This window comes from Providencia sp. PROV116, from assembly GCF_028482485.1.
Taxonomy (GTDB): domain Bacteria; phylum Pseudomonadota; class Gammaproteobacteria; order Enterobacterales; family Enterobacteriaceae; genus Providencia; species Providencia rettgeri.
On the sequence record NZ_JAMPQO010000011.1, the window covers coordinates 221144 to 239955 of the forward strand.

An 18812-nucleotide genomic window follows, 5' to 3' on the forward strand; every position below is an offset into this window, starting at 1 on the left:
CCACGAAATAAAGTTACCTACCACGTAAAATGCACTACACCGCACCCGCCTGCACAATTTGGATCTAAACTTTATTTCAGTTTTGAAATTCTACAAAACATATCGCCAAGCAGCGCCAGTACTAGGGCGCTGCCGAAAATATCAAACTGAAATTAGTGAAAAGAATTTCAATGGATTTCAGTTTTTGGATATCAACGCAAGCCCTAAAAAAACATAACGAGTTGAAATAAATGTTAATTTCAGAATTTATGTGAGTTTCGCTAGGTGGTAAAACTAACTGTATGATTATAGAAAATTAGTAAACATACAGGGTTGATATCACCGACATTAAAAAATAATTTTCGCCACTCTTAAATTACTATCTTCAATCATTTTTAAAATGTCATATTTTAATGACTCGAGATAACCCTCAAGTTCTTTTAACTTAAAAATATTCTCATCATTATAATTTTTAATAAAGGATAGCTTTAATTTCTCCAGTTCTAATTTTTTTGACGCAAGAAAATTAAAAAAATCAGAAATCAAATCTAAATTGTCATTTATTTCAGAGCTTACACCCGAATGTAACTCTCTTATCATTCGGTCCAAATAATCCATCTGATGTTCAATCCTTTTAATTAAAAAAGAAATTTTTGCCAACTCACCTTTTATATTATAATTAACATTCTCATTAAAACCTGACATCATTTGATGGTAATAAGATATTATATCTTCATCACTTGATGAATCGTCATTTAATTTTTCTATTTCTTGCAATGATGATTGTTCTAACTGAACGTCCTGTAAATATTTCTTAGCCTCATATAAAAATGTAGATTGAGTTAGCATTTTAAACTTAGAAATATCAGAATTATTTATTATCTCAGAATTTAACGCTTCCAACGCACCATGCCTTTGACTGTTAAGCTCAAACCACCAATCAGATTTTAAATCATCACAAATAAAAATTATATTATCAACATCTGAACTTTTTGCTTTATTTATAATTTCCTTCCATAGATAAAGATCCCCAAATTTATTTTTATATTTAACATTTAAATATTGCACTTCTAATTCATTCTTTATTTTAGAATCATGAAACCCTGGCGGAATTTTATTATCATACCTTAATTCGCCCTCTACGTTTATCCTATCAATTTCATCCTGATCAAATGATTCCCCAACTCTATTTTTAATTATTTCATCCAGTCGTCTTCTAATGCTATCATCTTTTGAAATATCTTGTTTATGAGCTACTCGTGGTTGAATACTTTTATCTATATATTCATTTATAGAATTCTCTATATTTTTCCTAAGGGACTCTATTTCACTTGCTAATGGCTGATATAAATTTTTTTTGAAATTAGTAGTTTCAAAAGTATTTGAAATTGAAATAGGTATTTTCCTTAAGGATTCAACAAAATTTTGTAAACTAGATAACCCATCACTTATCACTTTCTTTCTATTTCGTTGGTATTCAAGTGCTACCTGAAATGGGAGCCACGTTCTTTCCGATATTTTTTCCATAACTGCAAGTATATCTTTTTGCGTTTGTTCTTCACAGCGATAGAGATTTAAAAGACAATTTGCATCAAAGATAAAGAGTGTTTTTTCATCTGCCCAAATGTTCTGTAATTCATCTTCATCCAAAGAATAAAAACCTGAAAATTTTTCTTTCATATCAGTCCATTACATAAAATTAATGTTAATAAATTTAATGACAAATATTGAGTGTATAAAATAATTATTTGTCTTCTGGCTCATCCCGTTTAGCAACACGAATACTCTCACTCGCCTCGATCAAGCGGATTGCCTCTTCCTCTGAATAACCGCTTAAATCGACAATTTTTTTATCTGCGTAAACTTCAATTCTGACATTACGTTTCTGACCAAACATTTTTAATATCCCTATAAATTTTTTCGCCATCTCGCTTTTAGCTATGGTTTCAAATAATACACTTACAACACTTGGCGTATTTTTTGAAAAACACATCACTTCACCAGCATCCACGCCAGCTTTTTTACATTCTAGCAAAAATTCATCTTTGAGGTCAGCAGGTACAGACATACGAATCGAACTGTATTTAGGGGTTACTTCGGAATTACTCATATGCATAAGTCCTTAGAATCAATAGCAGCGGTGAATCTCTGTCGCCATTGGCTTTTAGATACAAAAAAGCCACTTCGTTAAAAGTGGCTTAATGTGCTGATTTAACAGCTAAAATTTGGTGGCCCCTGCTGGACTTGAACCAGCGACCAATCGATTATGAGTCGACTGCTCTAACCAACTGAGCTAAGGGGCCAAAGTGGAGAGGATTATACGTGTAGTTTTAGCTTAGGTCTAGTGTTTCGAAACCGTATGCTGAAATTGTGTTCAACTCAATCCCTCCACTTATAATTCAATGCGATAGCATAAGCAATTGCTATCATTTGAAAGTCGTTTTCTGCAATTTTAATGAGCTCTACTCTTTTTTATTTAAATCAGTTTCTCACACCTTATCTATATTTAACTTTTACCAATATCAAATTAATAATAAAAACAACATCATAATGGCAACTAAACTTATTAAAAGTTCTTCATTCAAATAATTGATATAAAACAATATTTTTTACATTCAGACCTCACAATATAGTTTATAGATAATTCTCATATAGAACAAAAATGATGAAAAAAGTACATGCAGTTCAATATGGTTGCGGAAAAATGGGTAAATGTTTGATCCGTTACTTGTAAGAACATGGTGCTGACGTTGTGGCGACTTTTGAAATCAATAAAGCGGTTATTGGCAAAAATATAGGCGAAATCACAGGAGCGAGGCCAACAGAGGTTAAAGTACAAGCGCTACATAAAGCAGCGAAATGTTAAAGCTTGATGTTGGCATCATCGCCCACCTTTCGGTGGGCGATTACTGGCACCTAATCTTAGCGCGGTTTCACCATCTGCCATTCTAAGTGATGTTTTATCGACGGCCATTCTGATTCGATAATGCTATATACACAGCTATCACGTAGCTCACCTGTTTTAGTTTTCATATGGTTGCGCAAAATACCATCGAGCTTGGCCCCTAAACGTTCAATAGCTCGACGACTTTGGCTATTTAAAAAGTGCGTACGAAACTCCACTGCAACGCAATTTAATTCCTCAAAAGCATGCTTTAACAGCAAATATTTAGCCTCTGTATTTAATGCAGTGCGTTGTACTTCGACCCCATACCAAGTGGCTCCGATTTCAACCCGTCTTACCGCATGGTCCACACGGTTATAAGAAGTAATACCAACAGGCTTACCAGTGCGTTTATCAATCACCACAAAAGGTAAACATTCCTTTTTCTGGAAATTTTCCAGACGCTTTTCCACATCTTGAGAAAAATGCTCAGGCTCAGGAACTAAGGCATACCACAAATTATTTAACCCATCTCGTCGAATGATATCTGCCAGTTCGACATCATATTGGTGAGATAGAGGTTCAAGGCGAACGTATTCACCTTCTAAAGTAATAGCTTGGCAAATCTCTTTCATCATTGTTTCCCCTATATCGTTCTTTATGCTGTGTGTCTCTTTTTTTAATCTCTGTTTATGACATAAAAATAAAAAAACACCTATTTTTTATGACACTCAGCTATTTAACCGAAAACATATGATAAAAATCACAAAATTTTAACATCTTTACCAAATTGCAGCTTCATTACGCTACAGTTAACTCATCTGACCTGTTAATGAAATCCCGAATGGGAGTATAATAATGAGCAATTTTCCACACCTTTTTACCCCGCTTGATTTAGGCCATACCGTCCTAAAAAATCGCATTTTGATGGGCTCAATGCATACTGGGCTTGAAGAGCACCCACAAGGCAGCGAACGACTGGCACATTTCTATCGCTTACGCGCTGAAAATGGTGTCAGCCTTATCATTACCGGTGGCATCGCCCCCAATCCTGAAGGGGCGCTTACCGCACATGGCGCGGTACTAAATGATGAAAAACAGCTGTCATTTCATCAACAAATCACGGATGCCGTCCACCAAGCTGACGGTAAAATCGCCTTACAAATTTTGCATGCAGGGCGCTATGGGCTACACCCCAAATTAGTTGCCCCAAGCCCTATTCAAGCTGAAATTATTCCATTCGCCCCCAGAGAGCTCTCAACTGATGACGTTGAAAAAACGATTGATGACTTTGTGACAACAGCCAAACTCGCTCAACAAGCAGGCTATGATGGTGTCGAAATTATGGGCTCCGAAGGCTATTTAATTAACCAATTCATCACCAAACGTACCAACCATAGAACCGATAAATGGGGTGGAAGTTACACAAACCGAATTCGTTTTCCTATTGAAATCGTACGGCGAATACGGGAAGCTGTTGGCGCTAACTTTATTATTATTTATCGACTTTCCATGTTGGATTTAGTTGAAGAAGGTTCAATATGGGAAGAAATCGAATTACTCGCCAAACAAATTGAAAATGCAGGCGCCAGTATGATTAACACAGGTATTGGTTGGCACGAAGCTCGAATACCGACGATAGCAACGCAAGTTCCCCGTAGTGCATTTAGTTGGGTTACCCAGAAATTAATGGGAAAAGTGAATATTCCGCTGATAACTACTAACCGCATCAATGACCCTTTTGTTGCAGAACATATTATTGCCAATCATCAAGCCGATATGGTTTCAATGGCTCGGCCGTTTCTGGCTGATGAAGCGTTTGTTCGTAAAGCGGCAGAAAATAGAGCAGACGAAATCAACACCTGCATTGGCTGCAACCAAGCCTGTCTCGACCTCATTTTTAGTGGCAAACTGGCCAGTTGTTTAGTTAACCCACAAGCCGTTAGAGAAATGGATTACCCCAACGAAAAAGCCCCACAGAGTAAATCTGTTGCAGTTGTTGGCGCAGGGCCTGCTGGGTTGTCTTGTGCAATTTACGCGGCAAAACGGGGGCATCGCGTCACTTTGTTTGAAAAATCTAACCACATAGGTGGGCAATTTAACCTCGCAAAGCAAATACCCGGTAAAGAAGAGTTTCATGAAACTATCCGTTACTTCTGCCGACAACTAGAACTATTACATATTGATGTACGCCTTGAACACCAAGCCGATGTTGACTGTTTATCGGGATTTGATGAGGTCATTATTGCAACGGGCGTCACCCCACGGAAAATCCAGCTCGAAGGCATTGAACACCATAAAGTCATTTCTTATATCGATGTCATCACCAAACAGCGTTCTGTTGGTAAAAGCGCCGCTATTATTGGTGCTGGAGGGATTGGCTTTGATGTTGCTGAATTGCTAACCCAGGAAGGGAAAAGTAGCAGTTTAGATACTTCACTATTTAATAAAGAGTGGAATATTGATACCTCAATTCATTCTAAAGGTGGCGTATTTCCCCCACAAAAAGTCCCTATGGCATCAGCCCGTCAATTGTACTTATTACAGCGTAAAAATAGTAAAGTTGGGGCAGGCCTTGGTAAAACGACGGGTTGGGTTCACCGTTTATCACTGATGAAACGTGGTGTTCATATGCTAAATGGTGTTGAATACATGCGAGTTGATGACGAAGGGCTCCATATTCGCTATCAAGATAAAACGCAGTGCCTTCCCGTTGACAATGTGATTTTATGTGCAGGACAAGAGCCTTACCGTCCATTAAAAATACAATTAGCAGAACGTGGCATTAATGCCCATGTTATTGGCGGTGCTGATGTAGCAGCCGAGCTTGACGCTCGCCGCGCAATTGAACAAGGAATGAAAATCGCGTATCAGCTTTGATTGCTCGTTCTGTTGGTGAGGTTTGTCACTGACAATTAACCGTATTTTCAAAAATAAAGGCAGAGATTGTTTTCACGATCCCTGCCTTTTTATTTAGTTCACTTGCTCATTAATCACGGTGAGATAACCGCGCTTCCGCGTTCGCCAGTTTCTCATCTTCCGCTAAACACACCGCCGCAGTAAATAACACGTCAGTTGAAGAATTAAGCGCCGTTTCTGCTGAATCCTGTAACACGCCAATCATCACACCAACTGCGACCACTTGCATCGCAATCTCATTTGAAATACCAAACATGTTACAAGCTAATGGGATCAGCAATAGTGAGCCCCCCGCAACCCCAGAGGCGCCACATGCACAAACTGCTGCCACAACACTTAATAATAATGCCGTTGGGATATCAACAGGGATCCCTAACGTATGTACCGCAGCTAACGTCAGAACAGTAATCGTTACCGCTGCACCTGCCATATTGATTGTTGCACCTAATGGGATAGAAACAGAGTAGGTATCTTCATGCAGATTCATACGACGACACATCCCCATATTCACAGGAATATTCGCTGCAGAACTACGTGTAAAGAATGCCGTTACCCCACTTTCACGTAAACAAGCGAAAACTAATGGATATGGGTTGCGTTTCATTTTCCAATACACAATTAGTGGATTAACAATGAAAGCAACAATTAACATACAGCCAATTAATACTGCGAGAACATGTATATAGCCTTTTAAGGTTGCAAAGCCTGTCGTTGCGATAGTTGAAGCAACTAAGCCAAAAATCCCTAAAGGCGCTAAGCGGATCACAACACGTACCAGTTGTGTTACTGCATTAGAAAAGTCATGAACTAAATTTTTTGTGGTTTCATTTGCATGGCGCAGCGCAATACCCAGCCCGATCGCCCACGCTAATATACCAATATAATTACCCTTAATCAGTGCGTCGACAGGATTCGCAAATATATTGATTAGCAAACCTTTTAACACTTCGGCAATATTACCCGGTGGATTTAACTGTGTATCCCCCACGGCTAAAACTAAACTTGACGGGAACAGGAAAGAACCAATAACGGCAACAACCGCGGCAAAAAATGTTCCCAAAATATACAACACCAGGATCGGTTTGATATTGGTTTTTTGCCCTTGACGATGGTTAGCAATGGATGACATCACTAACACCCATACCAATACCGGAGCAACCGCCTTTAACGCACTAACGAATAAATCCCCTAACAACCCGACATTTTTTGCAGCAGATGGCCATAACCATGCAAGCAAAATACCCGCGACCAAGCCAACCAGTATCTGTTTGACTAGACTACCTTGGCTAATAACTCGCCATAACCCTGTTTTATTTGTATCCATAATAGACCTATATTATTTATCTTTATTAGGAATTAAATGTGTTTGCACAGCAAGTATAAGGAATAATAGTCGCCTGAAAAGGCAATTATTCAAAATATACACAATGATTGACTTTGTTTAACAAACATTTTACATAACTGTGATCTCAATAGAGTTTTGTTTCTTATAGTAGAATGAGAGGAGTAAAATGGTTGAGTATTTTCATAGGGTTAAAAAAAATCCCCTACTTTTACAGTAGAGGATTTAAAAATAAAAAAGTTAAATTAACTTTTTGCTTCGTTACGTTTATTAACAATGGCATTAATGATTAACGTTACGACTAAGATTGAGGCAATTACCCCCAACGAAATCGGCGTTGGAATATGGAAAATATCAATCAATAGCATTTTTATACCGATAAAGCTTAAAATTACTGCTAAGCCGTATTTTAGCATTGAGAACTTTTCAGCAACTCCAGACAACAAGAAATACATCGCACGTAGGCCTAAAATGGCAAATAAGTTCGATGTTAAAACAATGAATGGGTCAGTCGTTACCGCAAAAATAGCAGGTATGCTGTCCACCGCAAATATCACGTCACTAATTTCAACTAAAATCAGCACTAAAATAAGTGGGGTCGCAAATAGGACACCATTGCGTTTAATAAAGAATTTTTCACCATGTAATTCATCCGTCATACGTAAATGAGAACGAACCCATTTTACTAACGGTTTATCCGTGATTGGCGAGTCATCTTCTTTAGCAAAAGCCATTTTCAAACCAGTAAATAGCAAAAACAAGCCAAATACATATAAAATCCAGCTAAATTGTGTGACTAACCAACTACCTGCAAAAATCATAATCGTACGAAGTACGATAGCGCCTAATACTCCATAAACCAGCACACGACGCTGTAAATTTGCAGGGATTGCAAAATAACTAAAGAGCATTAACCAAACGAATACGTTATCAACAGCTAATGCTTTTTCTAATAAATAACCCGTTAAGAACGCCATTGTTTGGCTATCGGCAAACTCACGTCCCACGTTTTCATTAAGATACCACCAAAAGCCCGCCGCAAAGAGAAGCGAAAGCGTTACCCACACGATACTCCAAGCTGCAGCTTGTTTCATCGACATTGCTTGGCCTTTGTGTTTCCCTTGCCAGAACAAATCAATGAGTAACATAAGTAAAATAATAACGGCAAAACTACCCCATAAAATTGGGTTACCAACTGAGTGCATTTTCCTTTCCCTTAAAAACAAAAAACGGCTGATATCCAGAAGACATCAGCCGCTTAAAATTCATTAACCACAAGTTATGTCTTTTGGTTGTAAATTATGAGCAAACCTCGCCTTCTGGCAAGGTCTCACTTACAACACAAATAACCCGAAAACAGGGAACTGTGGTGCTCGGCTACCGGGTGTAATGAGTACACCGTAATGACGATAAACCGACAAGAAGAAGTTACTCCCCTTTGCTATGGCGATAAGATACGGTAAATAGTCTTAAAATGCAATAATTAGCCATTATTGTTTTATCGTTATTTTTTTACATTAAAAGATAAATTAACCAGTATATTTCGCATACTCTAAGCAAAAAACAGGCTAAAAGCCGTTTTTAAGCACTTTACATCATTACATGGCACACTGTAATTTGTAAAAATCGGCCGAAACTTAAATGAATTCTAAAAATAAGCTTAAAATTTGCTGTTTAGTTATTTTCTGTTTTGTTAAAGTGAGCGTGCTTTACACTAACAGCCTGAGGAAACACTACTTTCACTTTGGCATTCACTTAATCCATTTCTCCCTGCCCAACAACAAGTTTGTTGCTGTTATTGCCGTTTAGGAAACATTAATGGAATTAGTTAAAGAACTTTTTTTCGCCCTTTGGCACCAAGATTATGTCACCCTATCTAACCCTGCGTTAGTATGGTCGATTTATTTCATGCTGTTCGCTATCTTGTTTCTTGAAAACGGGGTATTACCTGCAGCGTTTTTACCTGGCGATAGCTTGTTGATTTTAGTTGGTGTACTCATCGCTAAAGGCACATTAAGTTATCCACTCACCATCGTAATTTTAACCGCTGGCGCCAGTTTAGGTTGCTGGGTAGGTTATATACAAGGGCGATGGCTAGGGAACACACGTATTGTTAAAGGCTGGCTAGCACACTTACCCGAACACTACCACCAACGCGCTCATGGCTTATTCCATCGTCATGGCCTCGCTGCCTTATTAATTGGCCGTTTTTTAGCTTTTGTTAGAACACTACTTCCAACAATTGCAGGCCTCGCAGGTTTACAGAATGGCCGTTTCCAAGTATTTAATTGGTTAAGTGGTCTGTTGTGGGTGTTAATTTTAACGGCTATCGGTTATGGCTTTGGTAAAAGCCCAATCTTCCTACAATATGAGCATCACATTATGAATGTATTGATGCTAATTCCTGTAGGCTTATTAATCCTTGGGTTAATCGGTAGTATTGCTGTTGTCGTAAAGAAAAAACTGTCTAGCAAAAAAGCAAATTAATCCGCCTATGCGAGAACTTCGAGTTCTCGCATTTTTATTTTTACCTAATTTTACGTCTTAATATTTCTATCCCTTACAACTAAGTTAACCTACTAATATTAAAAATATTTTCCTAAATACTATTTTTTACATTTTTTCTGATCCCATAATTTATTATCGAATAACTCATTGCACTTAATGCAAAAACAGTTATTGTTAATACAGTGAAGTTTCTTTTCTATTGATAGGAGGTTCTATATGTCATTAAATCATTCATCAGAAGACCTACGTGCGGAACTAAAAGCGTTAGCAGATTCTCTTGAAGCCGTATTGAATGATACAGGCGAGAAGTCGAAAGAAGAGATTGAAAGCTTAAAATCCAAAGCGAAAGATGTACTTTACTCATCTCGTGCTAAGCTCGGCCAAACCACCGAAAGGATCACTGAACAAACTAAAGAAATTGCGGGTCGCGCAGACAACTATGTCAAAGAAAATCCATGGACTGGTATCGGTATTGGTGCTGCCGTTGGTGTAGTTCTTGGCGTACTTCTCGCGAAACGTTAATTGCTTATGGAACAAAATCAACAACGTCAGGGCCCCGGTAAAGGGGTCCTTGAAATACTGCAACGCATCGCCAGTATTACCGTTAATATTGTTGAAACTCGCCTTCAGCTCATTGCCGTTGAGCTCGAAGAAGAGAAAGTTAATTTTATCCAGTTGCTATTATTAGTTGGGCTAGCGCTTCTTTTTACTGCTTTTGGCCTGATGTGTCTAATTGGGCTCATTTTTTGGTCTGTAGACCCTGTTTACCGTTATCAAGCACTGGCTATCACTACAGGGAGTTTGGTTCTACTCGCCATTATCTTTGCTAGTTGGGCGCTCAAAAAAGCGAAACAGTCCACTTTATTGAGCTCCACACGGGAGCAACTAAGCCAAGATGCAAATGCATTAGCAGGTAAGGATAATGACCAGAAATAAACGCCAATTACTTGCCGAAAAAAAACAACGGTTACTCAACAGAATTGAGCAGCAACGGAATGACCTTGCTGCCAGTTCTGAGGATTGGCTACATGTGACAGCCCCTTATGACCGTACATGGAAAGCCTTCGTTACCTTCCGTCCTTTGTTTATTGCAGCAACAGGCCTGCTTTCGATTTATTCACTAAAAAAACCACAACGTATACTTCAATTAGGGAAAAAAGCCTTCACAATGTGGGGCATAGTAAGAACAATTCAAAGTACAATTAATGCAGGAAAGAAATAATTCAACTTAAAATCAATAGGTTAGTCTAACCACTACACTTCAACTCATTTCCCCCTCACCACAGTTCAAATTTTTTGACCATCTTTGTGAATAAGCTTTGCTTTTTATTGAATAAGCAAATGACTATTATAAGCCCATCGAATGTTTTCTTACCTATTTGTGCTGAAAACAACACTACAAAGCGACATATATCGCAACTAATTTATATTTAATGACTTATTAGTCTGGAGAATCTCAATGAAAAATTTAGAAAGTGGTGCGGTATTATTAGCTCGCATTATGATGCCAATTCTGTTCATTGTCGCTGGGTATGGAAAACTGGGAGATGCATACGCAGGAACACAACAATACATGCAAGCAATGGGCGTTCCAGGCTTTTTATTACCTTTAACCATTTTATTAGAACTTGGCGGTGGCTTAGCGGTTTTATTCGGTTTCTTAACTCGGACTGTCGCTTTATTTACCGCAGGCTTTACGGTATTAACCGCACTCCTGTTCCATATCGACTTTAGCGTTGCGCCAAATAGCTTAATGTTTATGAAAAACTTTACTATTGCCGGCGGTTTCTTACTGTTAGCTGTGACCGGCCCAGGAAAATTTAGTATTGACCATTTATTAAATAAAAAATGGTAATTCCGATTTCATTATCACCCTTATTAATTTAGCTTCATTTTTTGTCCAACTTATACCTCCTTCGGGAGGTATTTTTTTATTCAAAATAATTGTTTTGAAGTTAATAGAAACTAAATCATCGTTATCAGTAAATGAAAATTAAGCTGGGCAGCTTTATTTATTCTTGTTGAATCACCACTAATATCACGCGACTCGTAAGCTCTAAACAGTTTGAGTTGTCGGTAGGCAGCAAATTGATATTGATGGGTTTATTTTTCAACCTCAAGTTAACTTCTAAATAATTCGTACTGTAGCAAGGCTGCAAGCTCACTAATCCCTAGGAGCATACATAAGTATGTGACTAGGGTTAGTGAGTGAAGCTAACACAGCTACAGTGCGAAGTATGACGAAGTTATAATCGGAAAAGTTTGGGGATTTCTCGGAGACACCACGACTTAGCCTCCCCCATACTATCTCGCCGCCACGCCATAATAATATTCGTCTCATGGCTATACTCTGCGCCAACTACTTTTAAACGCCCTTCACGAATATCTTGTTCAACCATTGGATACGGCATTGTTGCAACACCAAGACCAGCCAATAAAGCATTGTGTTTATCTTCAATTGTCGACACCGTTAATCGTTGTTGTTTATCCAACAACTGCACCGTTATCACAGGTCTCTCACGTGCGGTATCAGCTACTGCAATTCCACGGTACTTCACTCGAGTCGCATCAGATAATGGTTCAGGTTCTTGATGAATGGGGTGATCCGGGCTCGCAACATAAATATGATTAATGGTGTATAACGATTTAGAGTTAATTTCTGAAGATGATCGAAAATGCATATCAGGGGCAATGACAATATCCGCTTTACCGCTTTCAAGGCGTTCCCATGCTCCCGCCAATACTTCAGTAATCAAAGATAACTGTGTTTCTGATTTTTCCGCCAGTCGTTCCACCAGTGGAAAAAGTGAATGAGCAGGAACTAAAGCTTCACACACGATGGTTAAATGCGTTTCCCATCCTTTTGCAAGGGCTTCCGCGTCAGATGTTAGCTTATCAGCGGCTTCAAGTAGGATCCTTCCTCTATCAAGTAACATCCTACCGACATTCGTAAATTTAGTTCTATGCCCTGAACGGTCAAATAAAATGACATCGAGCTCTTCTTCTAATTTTTGCATGGTATAGCTTAGTGCAGACGGGACCCGCCCCAACTCTTCAGCAGCTGCAGCAAAACTACCACGGCGGTCGATTGCATCCATAACCCTTAATGATTCAAGCGTTAATGCTCTCTCTTTACTCATGAAGTTTCTCTTTCAGGAAATTTGAACAAGGGAAACAGATTAACTGGCTAACAATTCAACGTCCAGCTATTTATTATAACAATAGATTATTAACTTATTTATTTTCGATGGGGGTTAACCATTATGATGACACTGAGACCCGCTAACCATTGCGGAAAAGCTGATTATGGTTGGCTGCAAGCGCGTTATTCCTTTTCATTTGGCCATTATTTTGACCCAGATTTTATGGGCTTTAAAACACTCAGAGTGCTGAATCAAGAGGTTATTGCGCCACAAAATGCGCTACAGCCAAGAACCTACCCTCATGTTGATATTTTAAATATCATCCTAAAAGGGCACGCAGAATATCGAGACAGTTTAGGTAATACCATCCAAGCGGATGAAGGTGAATGTGTGCGTTTCTCACCACGCCCAGATCTTAGCTACAGCGAACAAAATGTGTGCCCCAAAACACCACTAACGCGTTTACAGCTCTGGTTAAATGCTTGCCCACAGCAAGAATCTTTACCCTTGCAAAAAATAGCCATTAGTGAAAATGAGAGTAAGCTTATCGCCTCTCCTGATGGGGAAGATCAAAGCATTCAATTACGTCAACAAATTTGGATCACTCAAATTCACTTGGCAGCCGATGAATCAACAGCGATCACGCTAAAAGGAAAAAATTCATTCCTTCAGTCTATACATGGTGGAGCAACATTACGAACACCAAAAGGCGAACAACTCGGGATGAATTGCAATGATGGGGCATTTATCCAAGATGATAATCAAATCATCATTAGTGCAGATAAACCGTTTAGAGGCCTGTTAATCGACCTTGGGGAACAAAACTAGCCACTTTCCTGCTATAACAGCATGAATTTTGCGAACGGATTCGCAAATTTAATGATTTACATATCCTACATATTGACACGCTTGTGTTAGAGTCCTGCCATTAGCGAGCAAAAAACACGTAATTTTCTTGCTCAAATGCTTTTTCGTTTTGATTTTAAAGGTGTTTCCGTGGCTCTATTCATTCAACAGCGACATAATCAAATTTTTGCTCAAATTCTGAATGAGGTTGTTCCTCAAAACGAATTAGCAAAAAACTTTTCCGTTTCTACTCGAACTATTCGTTCTGATATCAATGAAATCAATGAATTGATACAGCCATATAGTGCACATATTGTGTATGAACGAGGTCGTGGTTATCGGTTGAACATTGAAGATGAAGCCCTATTTGCAACCTTTACTCAGCAAAATGATGAAGACAATCATATCCCCCGAACGAGCAAAGAGCGCATTGATGCACTGCTATTAAAGCTTTTAATGCTATCACTCCCCGTAAAGCTTGATGATATAGCTGAAGAATGGTTTATCAGCCGAGGCACTTTACAACAAGATATGGGCGCGGTGAGAGAACAGCTGCAAAAATACCAAATTGCATTAGAAAGTATTCCTCACCAAGGTATTCGTTTAAATGGTAGCGAGTGGGCAGTTCGAGCTTGTATGACTGAAACTTTATGGCGTCGTTATTGCGCACAGATAGCGCCTGATTTAACCACTTTCCGCCCCGATTGTTTGGATAATTTAGACCTGTCATATATCGATAAGGTGTTACATAACAGTTTGAATCGTTTTGATATTCGGATTAGCAATGAAGGCCATTTATACCTAGTTTTTAATTGTGCGGTCACTATTTTGCGTATCACTCGCGGTCATGAGCTCACCACCGCGGTAAAAAATGATGACAGTGAAGAAGTGATCCGTAAAGCGTGCGATGAAATCTCCAAAGGTTTGATCTACTTTCTTGGCAATGACCTTTCTGGGGCAGAACTGAGCTATTTGCATGACCAAATTGTTGCCCAACGTATTAGTAACCAAGACTCTAGCACGCAAAAAAGTGGTACTCATAATGAGCTATGTGAATATATTTTAAATTATATTAATGAATTATATAATTATGACTTACGAAATGATGAAAAGCTCAAAAAAGATCTCAATACGCATCTTGCGGCCTTAATCACTCGCCTGCAGTATCATATTTCTACACCAAATCCGCTATTATCTGATATTAAACAATACTATCCGTTTGCCTATGACGTCACACTCAGTGCATTAACCAGCGCAAGTAAACAATTACTCCCCCACCCAATCAGTGAAGATGAACTGGGTTATCTTGCAGTTCATATCGGTGTTAGCCTCGAACGTAACTATGGCGCAGGGTCAATTCGCCAAACAGAAGTACTGGTAGTCACCGATGCAGGAAACTCCACGTTTCGCGTGGTTGAATCTAAAATCATGCGTGAGTTTCCACAACTCAAATTTAGTCGAGGGTTAACATTACAAGAGTATGAATCCTTGGATGAAGTCACTGAAGATTTTGTGATAACCACAGTACGAATTTCAGAGAAAAACAAGCCTGTTATTAAAATCGCGCCTTTCCCAACGCCCTATCAGCTAGAGCAAGTTGGCCGCCTAGCTATGGTTGATCAAACTCGCCCTTATATTATTGAGCGTTTTTTTGATGAACGGTTCTTCATGGTAATTAATGAAAAAATTAGCCAAGAAGAGCTCTTTCAAATGGTTTGCCATAAATTACAGCAAGAAGGCTATGTAACCCCCGATTTTTATCCATCACTACAAGAACGTGAATCAATTGTTTCCACATTGCTCGGGGAAGGCATCGCATTACCCCACTCTTTAGGCTTACTTGCCAATAAAACGGTGGTTGCAACCGTTGTGGCCCCAAAAGGCATTGAATGGAATAAAGAAACCAAAGAGAACGCTTATGTCATTTTCTTGTTGGCTATTAGTAAAACAGACTATGAAGAAGCGATGGCTATTTATGATTTATTCGTTACCTTTGTAAAGGAAAAAACGACTCGTCGCTTAGTAAGTGTCAAAAATTTCAATGAATTCCAAGTGATAGCTAAAGATAGCTTAGCACGTATCCTCTAATCTGATAGCAACTTCCACTTCGTAGTGGAAAAGTGGAAGTTGCTGACTTTTACGTGATCCTAACCACAACTCTCGCAAATATTTTCCTATCCTAAACGGCCTGTTTTACGCACAGAGTAACTAAGTGGAAGCTATTACAATCAACACAACATAATTTCCATTTATTGTTTCCACTTTTCTTTCCAGTTCCTTTTTTCAATTCCATTTTTTATGTAAAAAAATAATCAATTGATAAACAACATATTTTATTCGAAGTATTGTTATTTTTATCCTTTTTAGATAATTGATTGATGTCAATTTTTCCACTTAACTTCCACATAGAACAAAAAACATACCAATCCAACTAATATTTATTTCCAAATAATTTCCACTTTGAAGTGGAAATTCACTGCCTGCAAAAAATACCAATAAACGTCTAATGTATAAGGCATGAAGGAACAGAGTAGTCTAACTTGCAATATTACTTTGGATTTTAAATAGTTATGAGTGAATCAGTTGTCGTTTTTAAAATGTTAGAACATAACCTTGATATTGATGAGGTGACACAAAAACTGCTAGCAGTGATTACTGACTGGCTCAAGCAGGAGGATTGCTACACCACGGATGTACAACAACAGATGTTGGAATCTCATTTACGTGCCATGGTCGGTAGAGCAAAAACGGGTGAAGCCTTACCAGAAGTTGATATCAGCCTATTTGATGAAATCTCTGAACATTCGATTACGCTCGCGCAACGGGTTGTTGACACACTTCCCGGTTTAGCACCTGAAGAAACCTATTTACTCTCTGTTCACTTTGAAGTTGCACGTTCAAATGATTAATTACTAATTTGGTAGGATTTGGAGAATATTTTATGAAACAGATAGTTGTTGTTATCGGTGACCGTTTAGGTAAAGGCCAAAAAGTAGCGGCGGGTGTTGAAGCTGCTGGCGGTAAAGCGATTGTTGTTCCAGGTGTCGCCGCTGACATGAAACTTGGCGATGTGATGAACGCAGAACAAGCCGATTTAGGTATCTCATTTTGTGGAAGTGGTGGCGCTGGTGCAATCACAGCTCAAACTAAGTATGGCTATAAAGCTCGCTATGGGATGCGCTCCATTGAAGAGGGAGAAACCGCAATTGCAGACGGTTGCAATGTATTAGGTTTCGGTTTTATGGACAAGGAAGAGTTAGGCGAGCGCTTAGTAAAAGCATTCAATAAAAAATACGGCAACGCTTAATGAAAAAATCTATCGAAACGGTTGTACGGGTTACAGGGCAAGGCGACACTAAGCAAAAAGCGATAGCTGACGCCTTAAATTCAATTCAAAAAACCGTACTGAAAAACAGCACAGACATCATCCTACGAATTGAACCAAAGGATGTTGAAGTGATTAGTGCTCACTCTCATTCGCGGACAGAAAAATTTCTTTTTCTCTTTTTGCCACGCAAACGTGAACATTTTCGTGTTGTACTCGACGTTTCGCTGGATGTCACTTTACTTTCTGTCAACGAAATACCATTTACAGAACAATAATAGCAATCAGGTCTGGAGTTAATTCCATGAGTGAAACTGCATCTTTTCTAGAAATATTGGGCATGTCCCTGATCATCGGTGGGCTCTGCGGCTTTGGCTTAGGCGCAGGGGCTGCGCGTATGTTCCACGCACCAACCGTACAAGGTATGGGGGCATTCCGTACATTGGGTGAGCTGAACGCGTGTGAAGGCGACCCAGCATCTCACTTTTCTTTTGGCTTAGGATTTTTCTTTAATGCATGGGCATCATCAGTTGCTGCAGGGGCATTTACACAAGACGTTGACCACCGCATCATCCCAAACTGGGGTGCGGCAGCGCTGTTAACCAAAAACCGTAGTGTCGCTGACACACTGCATAACCCGAAAAAAATGGCGATTGCTTGTGCCATCATCGGGGCATTAGTTGTCGCCTTCTTAAACACAACCGCTTCCGCAGTTCCGGCTGCACTGCAAACGACAGCCATTAATGTACTAGTGCCTGCCGCAAACTTGTTAGTTAACACAGTGATGCCAGTCATCTTCTGGTTAGCTGCTATGGATGCTGGTCGTCGTTCAGGTTTCTGGGCAACATTATTTGGTGGTTGTGCTCAGTTAATCATGGGGAATGCTATCCCGGGTTTAGTTTTAGGTATCTTGATTGGTAAAGGCGTTGATGACAACGGCTGGAACCGTATCACTCGCACAATGATGATAACCGTGGTTCTCTTGTTCGTTCTCAGCGGCTTCTTCCGTGAGTTCGACCTGAAGATGATCACCTCTTTCAACCTAGATAAACCATTGTGGCTTGAATACGTCCACGGTCTGCTGAGCGGGAAATAATCATGACAACTGAAATTAACAAACAAGATTTTTGGTACGCAGAATGGTCCTTCCCGATTTTTGTTGGATTGCTATCTGCTGGGATCTTCGCCGGTACCCACATGTATGTCGTCTACGGCTTTGGTGCATTTAACGAAGTAGCGTTCGTCGCCATGTTACGTGCAGGCTTAGATACAGGGGTTTACGGTGCAGTCGCCGCATTCGGTGCAAGTTTCTTATTTGCTCGAATCATCGAAGGGTCACTGGTTGGTATTTTAGATATTGGTGGGGCGCTGCAAACTGGTATTGGGCTGGGTGTTCCTGCTCTATTCCTCGCTGCGGGTTGGGATATTCTAGTCACTAACTTCTGGCTTTCATTAGTGACAGGTTTATTCCTTGGGGTATTAATCGGTTTACTGATTGTCTTTGCACGTAAATTCACCATTGCCCAAGCCAACTCAACCTTTGGTGCAGACGTCATGATGGGTGCGGGTAATACTTCAGGTCGATTCTTAGGCCCATTGATTATCTTAGCCGCCATGGCAGCTTCTATTCCAATCGGAATTGGTTCATTAATCGGCGCATTGATTTTCTATGTATGGCAAAAACCGGTTGCCGGTGGCGCCATTTTAGGTGCGATGTTATTTGGTTATTTCTTCCCTATCGTCGCCTAACTAGTATCCTCCCGGAGCATCTGCTCCGGGTTACTGAATAACATCATTAAAAACAGGCTCGAAATAGTTCAAAGAGTAGCGTAAGAGTAACCAACAACGCTGCGGTTGGCATTATTT

General features: G+C 39.4%; 19 protein-coding genes and 1 tRNA gene. 13 read left to right on the forward strand and 7 right to left on the reverse strand.

The genetic code is table 11. From position 1 onward, the window contains the following. Window positions 1-327: 327 nt before the first annotated feature. The 4 genes from PSE72_RS09175 to PSE72_RS09190 all read right to left on the reverse strand — a co-directional run bounded on the left by PSE72_RS09175 (window position 328) and on the right by PSE72_RS09190 (window position 3498). Window positions 328-1659: a PIN-like domain-containing protein gene (locus tag PSE72_RS09175; protein ID WP_272690952.1), complete on the reverse strand. Its 1332-nt coding sequence runs from the start codon at window positions 1657-1659 to the stop codon at window positions 328-330. Between the two features lie 64 nt (window positions 1660-1723). Then, a complete protein-coding gene (locus PSE72_RS09180; RefSeq protein ID WP_115167875.1) occupies window positions 1724-2089 on the reverse strand; it encodes a hypothetical protein in 366 nt (121 codons plus the stop codon). 116 nt (window positions 2090-2205) lie between these two features. Continuing rightward, window positions 2206-2282 (reverse strand) — tRNA-Ile (locus PSE72_RS09185). A gap of 619 nt (window positions 2283-2901) precedes the next feature. Beyond that, complete coding sequence (locus PSE72_RS09190; protein WP_109911818.1) at window positions 2902-3498, reverse strand: GNAT family N-acetyltransferase; 597 nt, start codon at window positions 3496-3498, stop codon at window positions 2902-2904. Between the two features lie 223 nt (window positions 3499-3721). Between PSE72_RS09190 and PSE72_RS09195 the strand changes: the two genes are divergently transcribed. Beyond that, window positions 3722-5743 (forward strand): NADPH-dependent 2,4-dienoyl-CoA reductase, encoded by a 2022-nt coding sequence (locus tag PSE72_RS09195; RefSeq protein WP_115167900.1) that lies wholly within the window; start codon window positions 3722-3724, stop codon window positions 5741-5743. Between the two features lie 109 nt (window positions 5744-5852). Here the strand turns inward: PSE72_RS09195 and sstT are convergent, their stop codons facing one another. Then, the gene (sstT, locus tag PSE72_RS09200; RefSeq protein WP_004908393.1) at window positions 5853-7106 is read right to left on the reverse strand and encodes a serine/threonine transporter SstT; all 1254 of its coding nucleotides are present in this window, start codon (window positions 7104-7106) and stop codon (window positions 5853-5855) included. A gap of 263 nt (window positions 7107-7369) precedes the next feature. Beyond that, on the reverse strand, window positions 7370-8329 hold the full coding sequence (locus tag PSE72_RS09205) for a TerC family protein (protein WP_109911701.1): 960 nt from the start codon (window positions 8327-8329) through the stop codon (window positions 7370-7372). A 613-nt stretch (window positions 8330-8942) separates the two neighbouring features. Between PSE72_RS09205 and PSE72_RS09210 the strand changes: the two genes are divergently transcribed. The 5 genes from PSE72_RS09210 to PSE72_RS09230 all read left to right on the forward strand — a co-directional run bounded on the left by PSE72_RS09210 (window position 8943) and on the right by PSE72_RS09230 (window position 11487). Further along, entirely contained in the window at window positions 8943-9611 is a 669-nt protein-coding gene (locus tag PSE72_RS09210; RefSeq protein WP_004908389.1) for a DedA family protein, read from the forward strand. Between the two features lie 237 nt (window positions 9612-9848). Continuing rightward, on the forward strand, window positions 9849-10154 hold the full coding sequence (locus PSE72_RS09215; RefSeq protein ID WP_109911700.1) for a DUF883 family protein: 306 nt from the start codon (window positions 9849-9851) through the stop codon (window positions 10152-10154). A gap of 6 nt (window positions 10155-10160) precedes the next feature. Beyond that, window positions 10161-10568 (forward strand): phage holin family protein, encoded by a 408-nt coding sequence (locus tag PSE72_RS09220; protein WP_004908385.1) that lies wholly within the window; start codon window positions 10161-10163, stop codon window positions 10566-10568. Continuing rightward, window positions 10555-10854, forward strand: coding sequence for a YqjK-like family protein (locus PSE72_RS09225; protein ID WP_004908381.1), 300 nt, complete (start codon window positions 10555-10557; stop codon window positions 10852-10854). Before PSE72_RS09220 ends, PSE72_RS09225 begins: the two co-directional genes overlap by 14 nt. A 237-nt stretch (window positions 10855-11091) precedes the next feature. Then, window positions 11092-11487 carry a DoxX family protein gene (locus PSE72_RS09230; RefSeq protein ID WP_004908378.1) on the forward strand — a complete coding sequence of 132 codons (396 nt, stop codon included), beginning with the start codon at window positions 11092-11094 and terminating at the stop codon, window positions 11485-11487. Window positions 11488-11878: 391 nt separating this feature from the next. Here the strand turns inward: PSE72_RS09230 and PSE72_RS09235 are convergent, their stop codons facing one another. Next, window positions 11879-12772 carry a LysR family transcriptional regulator gene (locus PSE72_RS09235; protein ID WP_115167901.1) on the reverse strand — a complete coding sequence of 298 codons (894 nt, stop codon included), beginning with the start codon at window positions 12770-12772 and terminating at the stop codon, window positions 11879-11881. 123 nt (window positions 12773-12895) lie between these two features. Between PSE72_RS09235 and PSE72_RS09240 the strand changes: the two genes are divergently transcribed. The 7 genes from PSE72_RS09240 (at window position 12896) to PSE72_RS09270 (ending at window position 18695) form a co-directional block, all read left to right on the forward strand. Continuing rightward, entirely contained in the window at window positions 12896-13603 is a 708-nt protein-coding gene (locus PSE72_RS09240) for a pirin family protein (protein WP_109911697.1), read from the forward strand. Between the two features lie 135 nt (window positions 13604-13738). Beyond that, on the forward strand, window positions 13739-15709 hold the full coding sequence (locus tag PSE72_RS09245) for a BglG family transcription antiterminator (protein ID WP_217007803.1): 1971 nt from the start codon (window positions 13739-13741) through the stop codon (window positions 15707-15709). Between the two features lie 482 nt (window positions 15710-16191). Then, the gene (locus tag PSE72_RS09250; RefSeq protein ID WP_004908366.1) at window positions 16192-16530 is read left to right on the forward strand and encodes a PRD domain-containing protein; all 339 of its coding nucleotides are present in this window, start codon (window positions 16192-16194) and stop codon (window positions 16528-16530) included. A gap of 32 nt (window positions 16531-16562) precedes the next feature. After that, the gene (locus tag PSE72_RS09255; protein ID WP_004908363.1) at window positions 16563-16928 is read left to right on the forward strand and encodes an SFCGS family glycine-rich protein; all 366 of its coding nucleotides are present in this window, start codon (window positions 16563-16565) and stop codon (window positions 16926-16928) included. Then, window positions 16928-17224: a DUF4312 family protein gene (locus tag PSE72_RS09260; RefSeq protein ID WP_004258180.1), complete on the forward strand. Its 297-nt coding sequence runs from the start codon at window positions 16928-16930 to the stop codon at window positions 17222-17224. Before PSE72_RS09255 ends, PSE72_RS09260 begins: the two co-directional genes overlap by 1 nt. A gap of 26 nt (window positions 17225-17250) precedes the next feature. Beyond that, window positions 17251-18042, forward strand: a complete 792-nt coding sequence (locus PSE72_RS09265; protein WP_004258184.1) for a DUF4311 domain-containing protein — start codon at window positions 17251-17253, stop codon at window positions 18040-18042. A gap of 2 nt (window positions 18043-18044) precedes the next feature. Next, window positions 18045-18695, forward strand: coding sequence for a DUF4310 family protein (locus PSE72_RS09270; protein WP_004908356.1), 651 nt, complete (start codon window positions 18045-18047; stop codon window positions 18693-18695). Window positions 18696-18812: the final 117 nt, after the last annotated feature.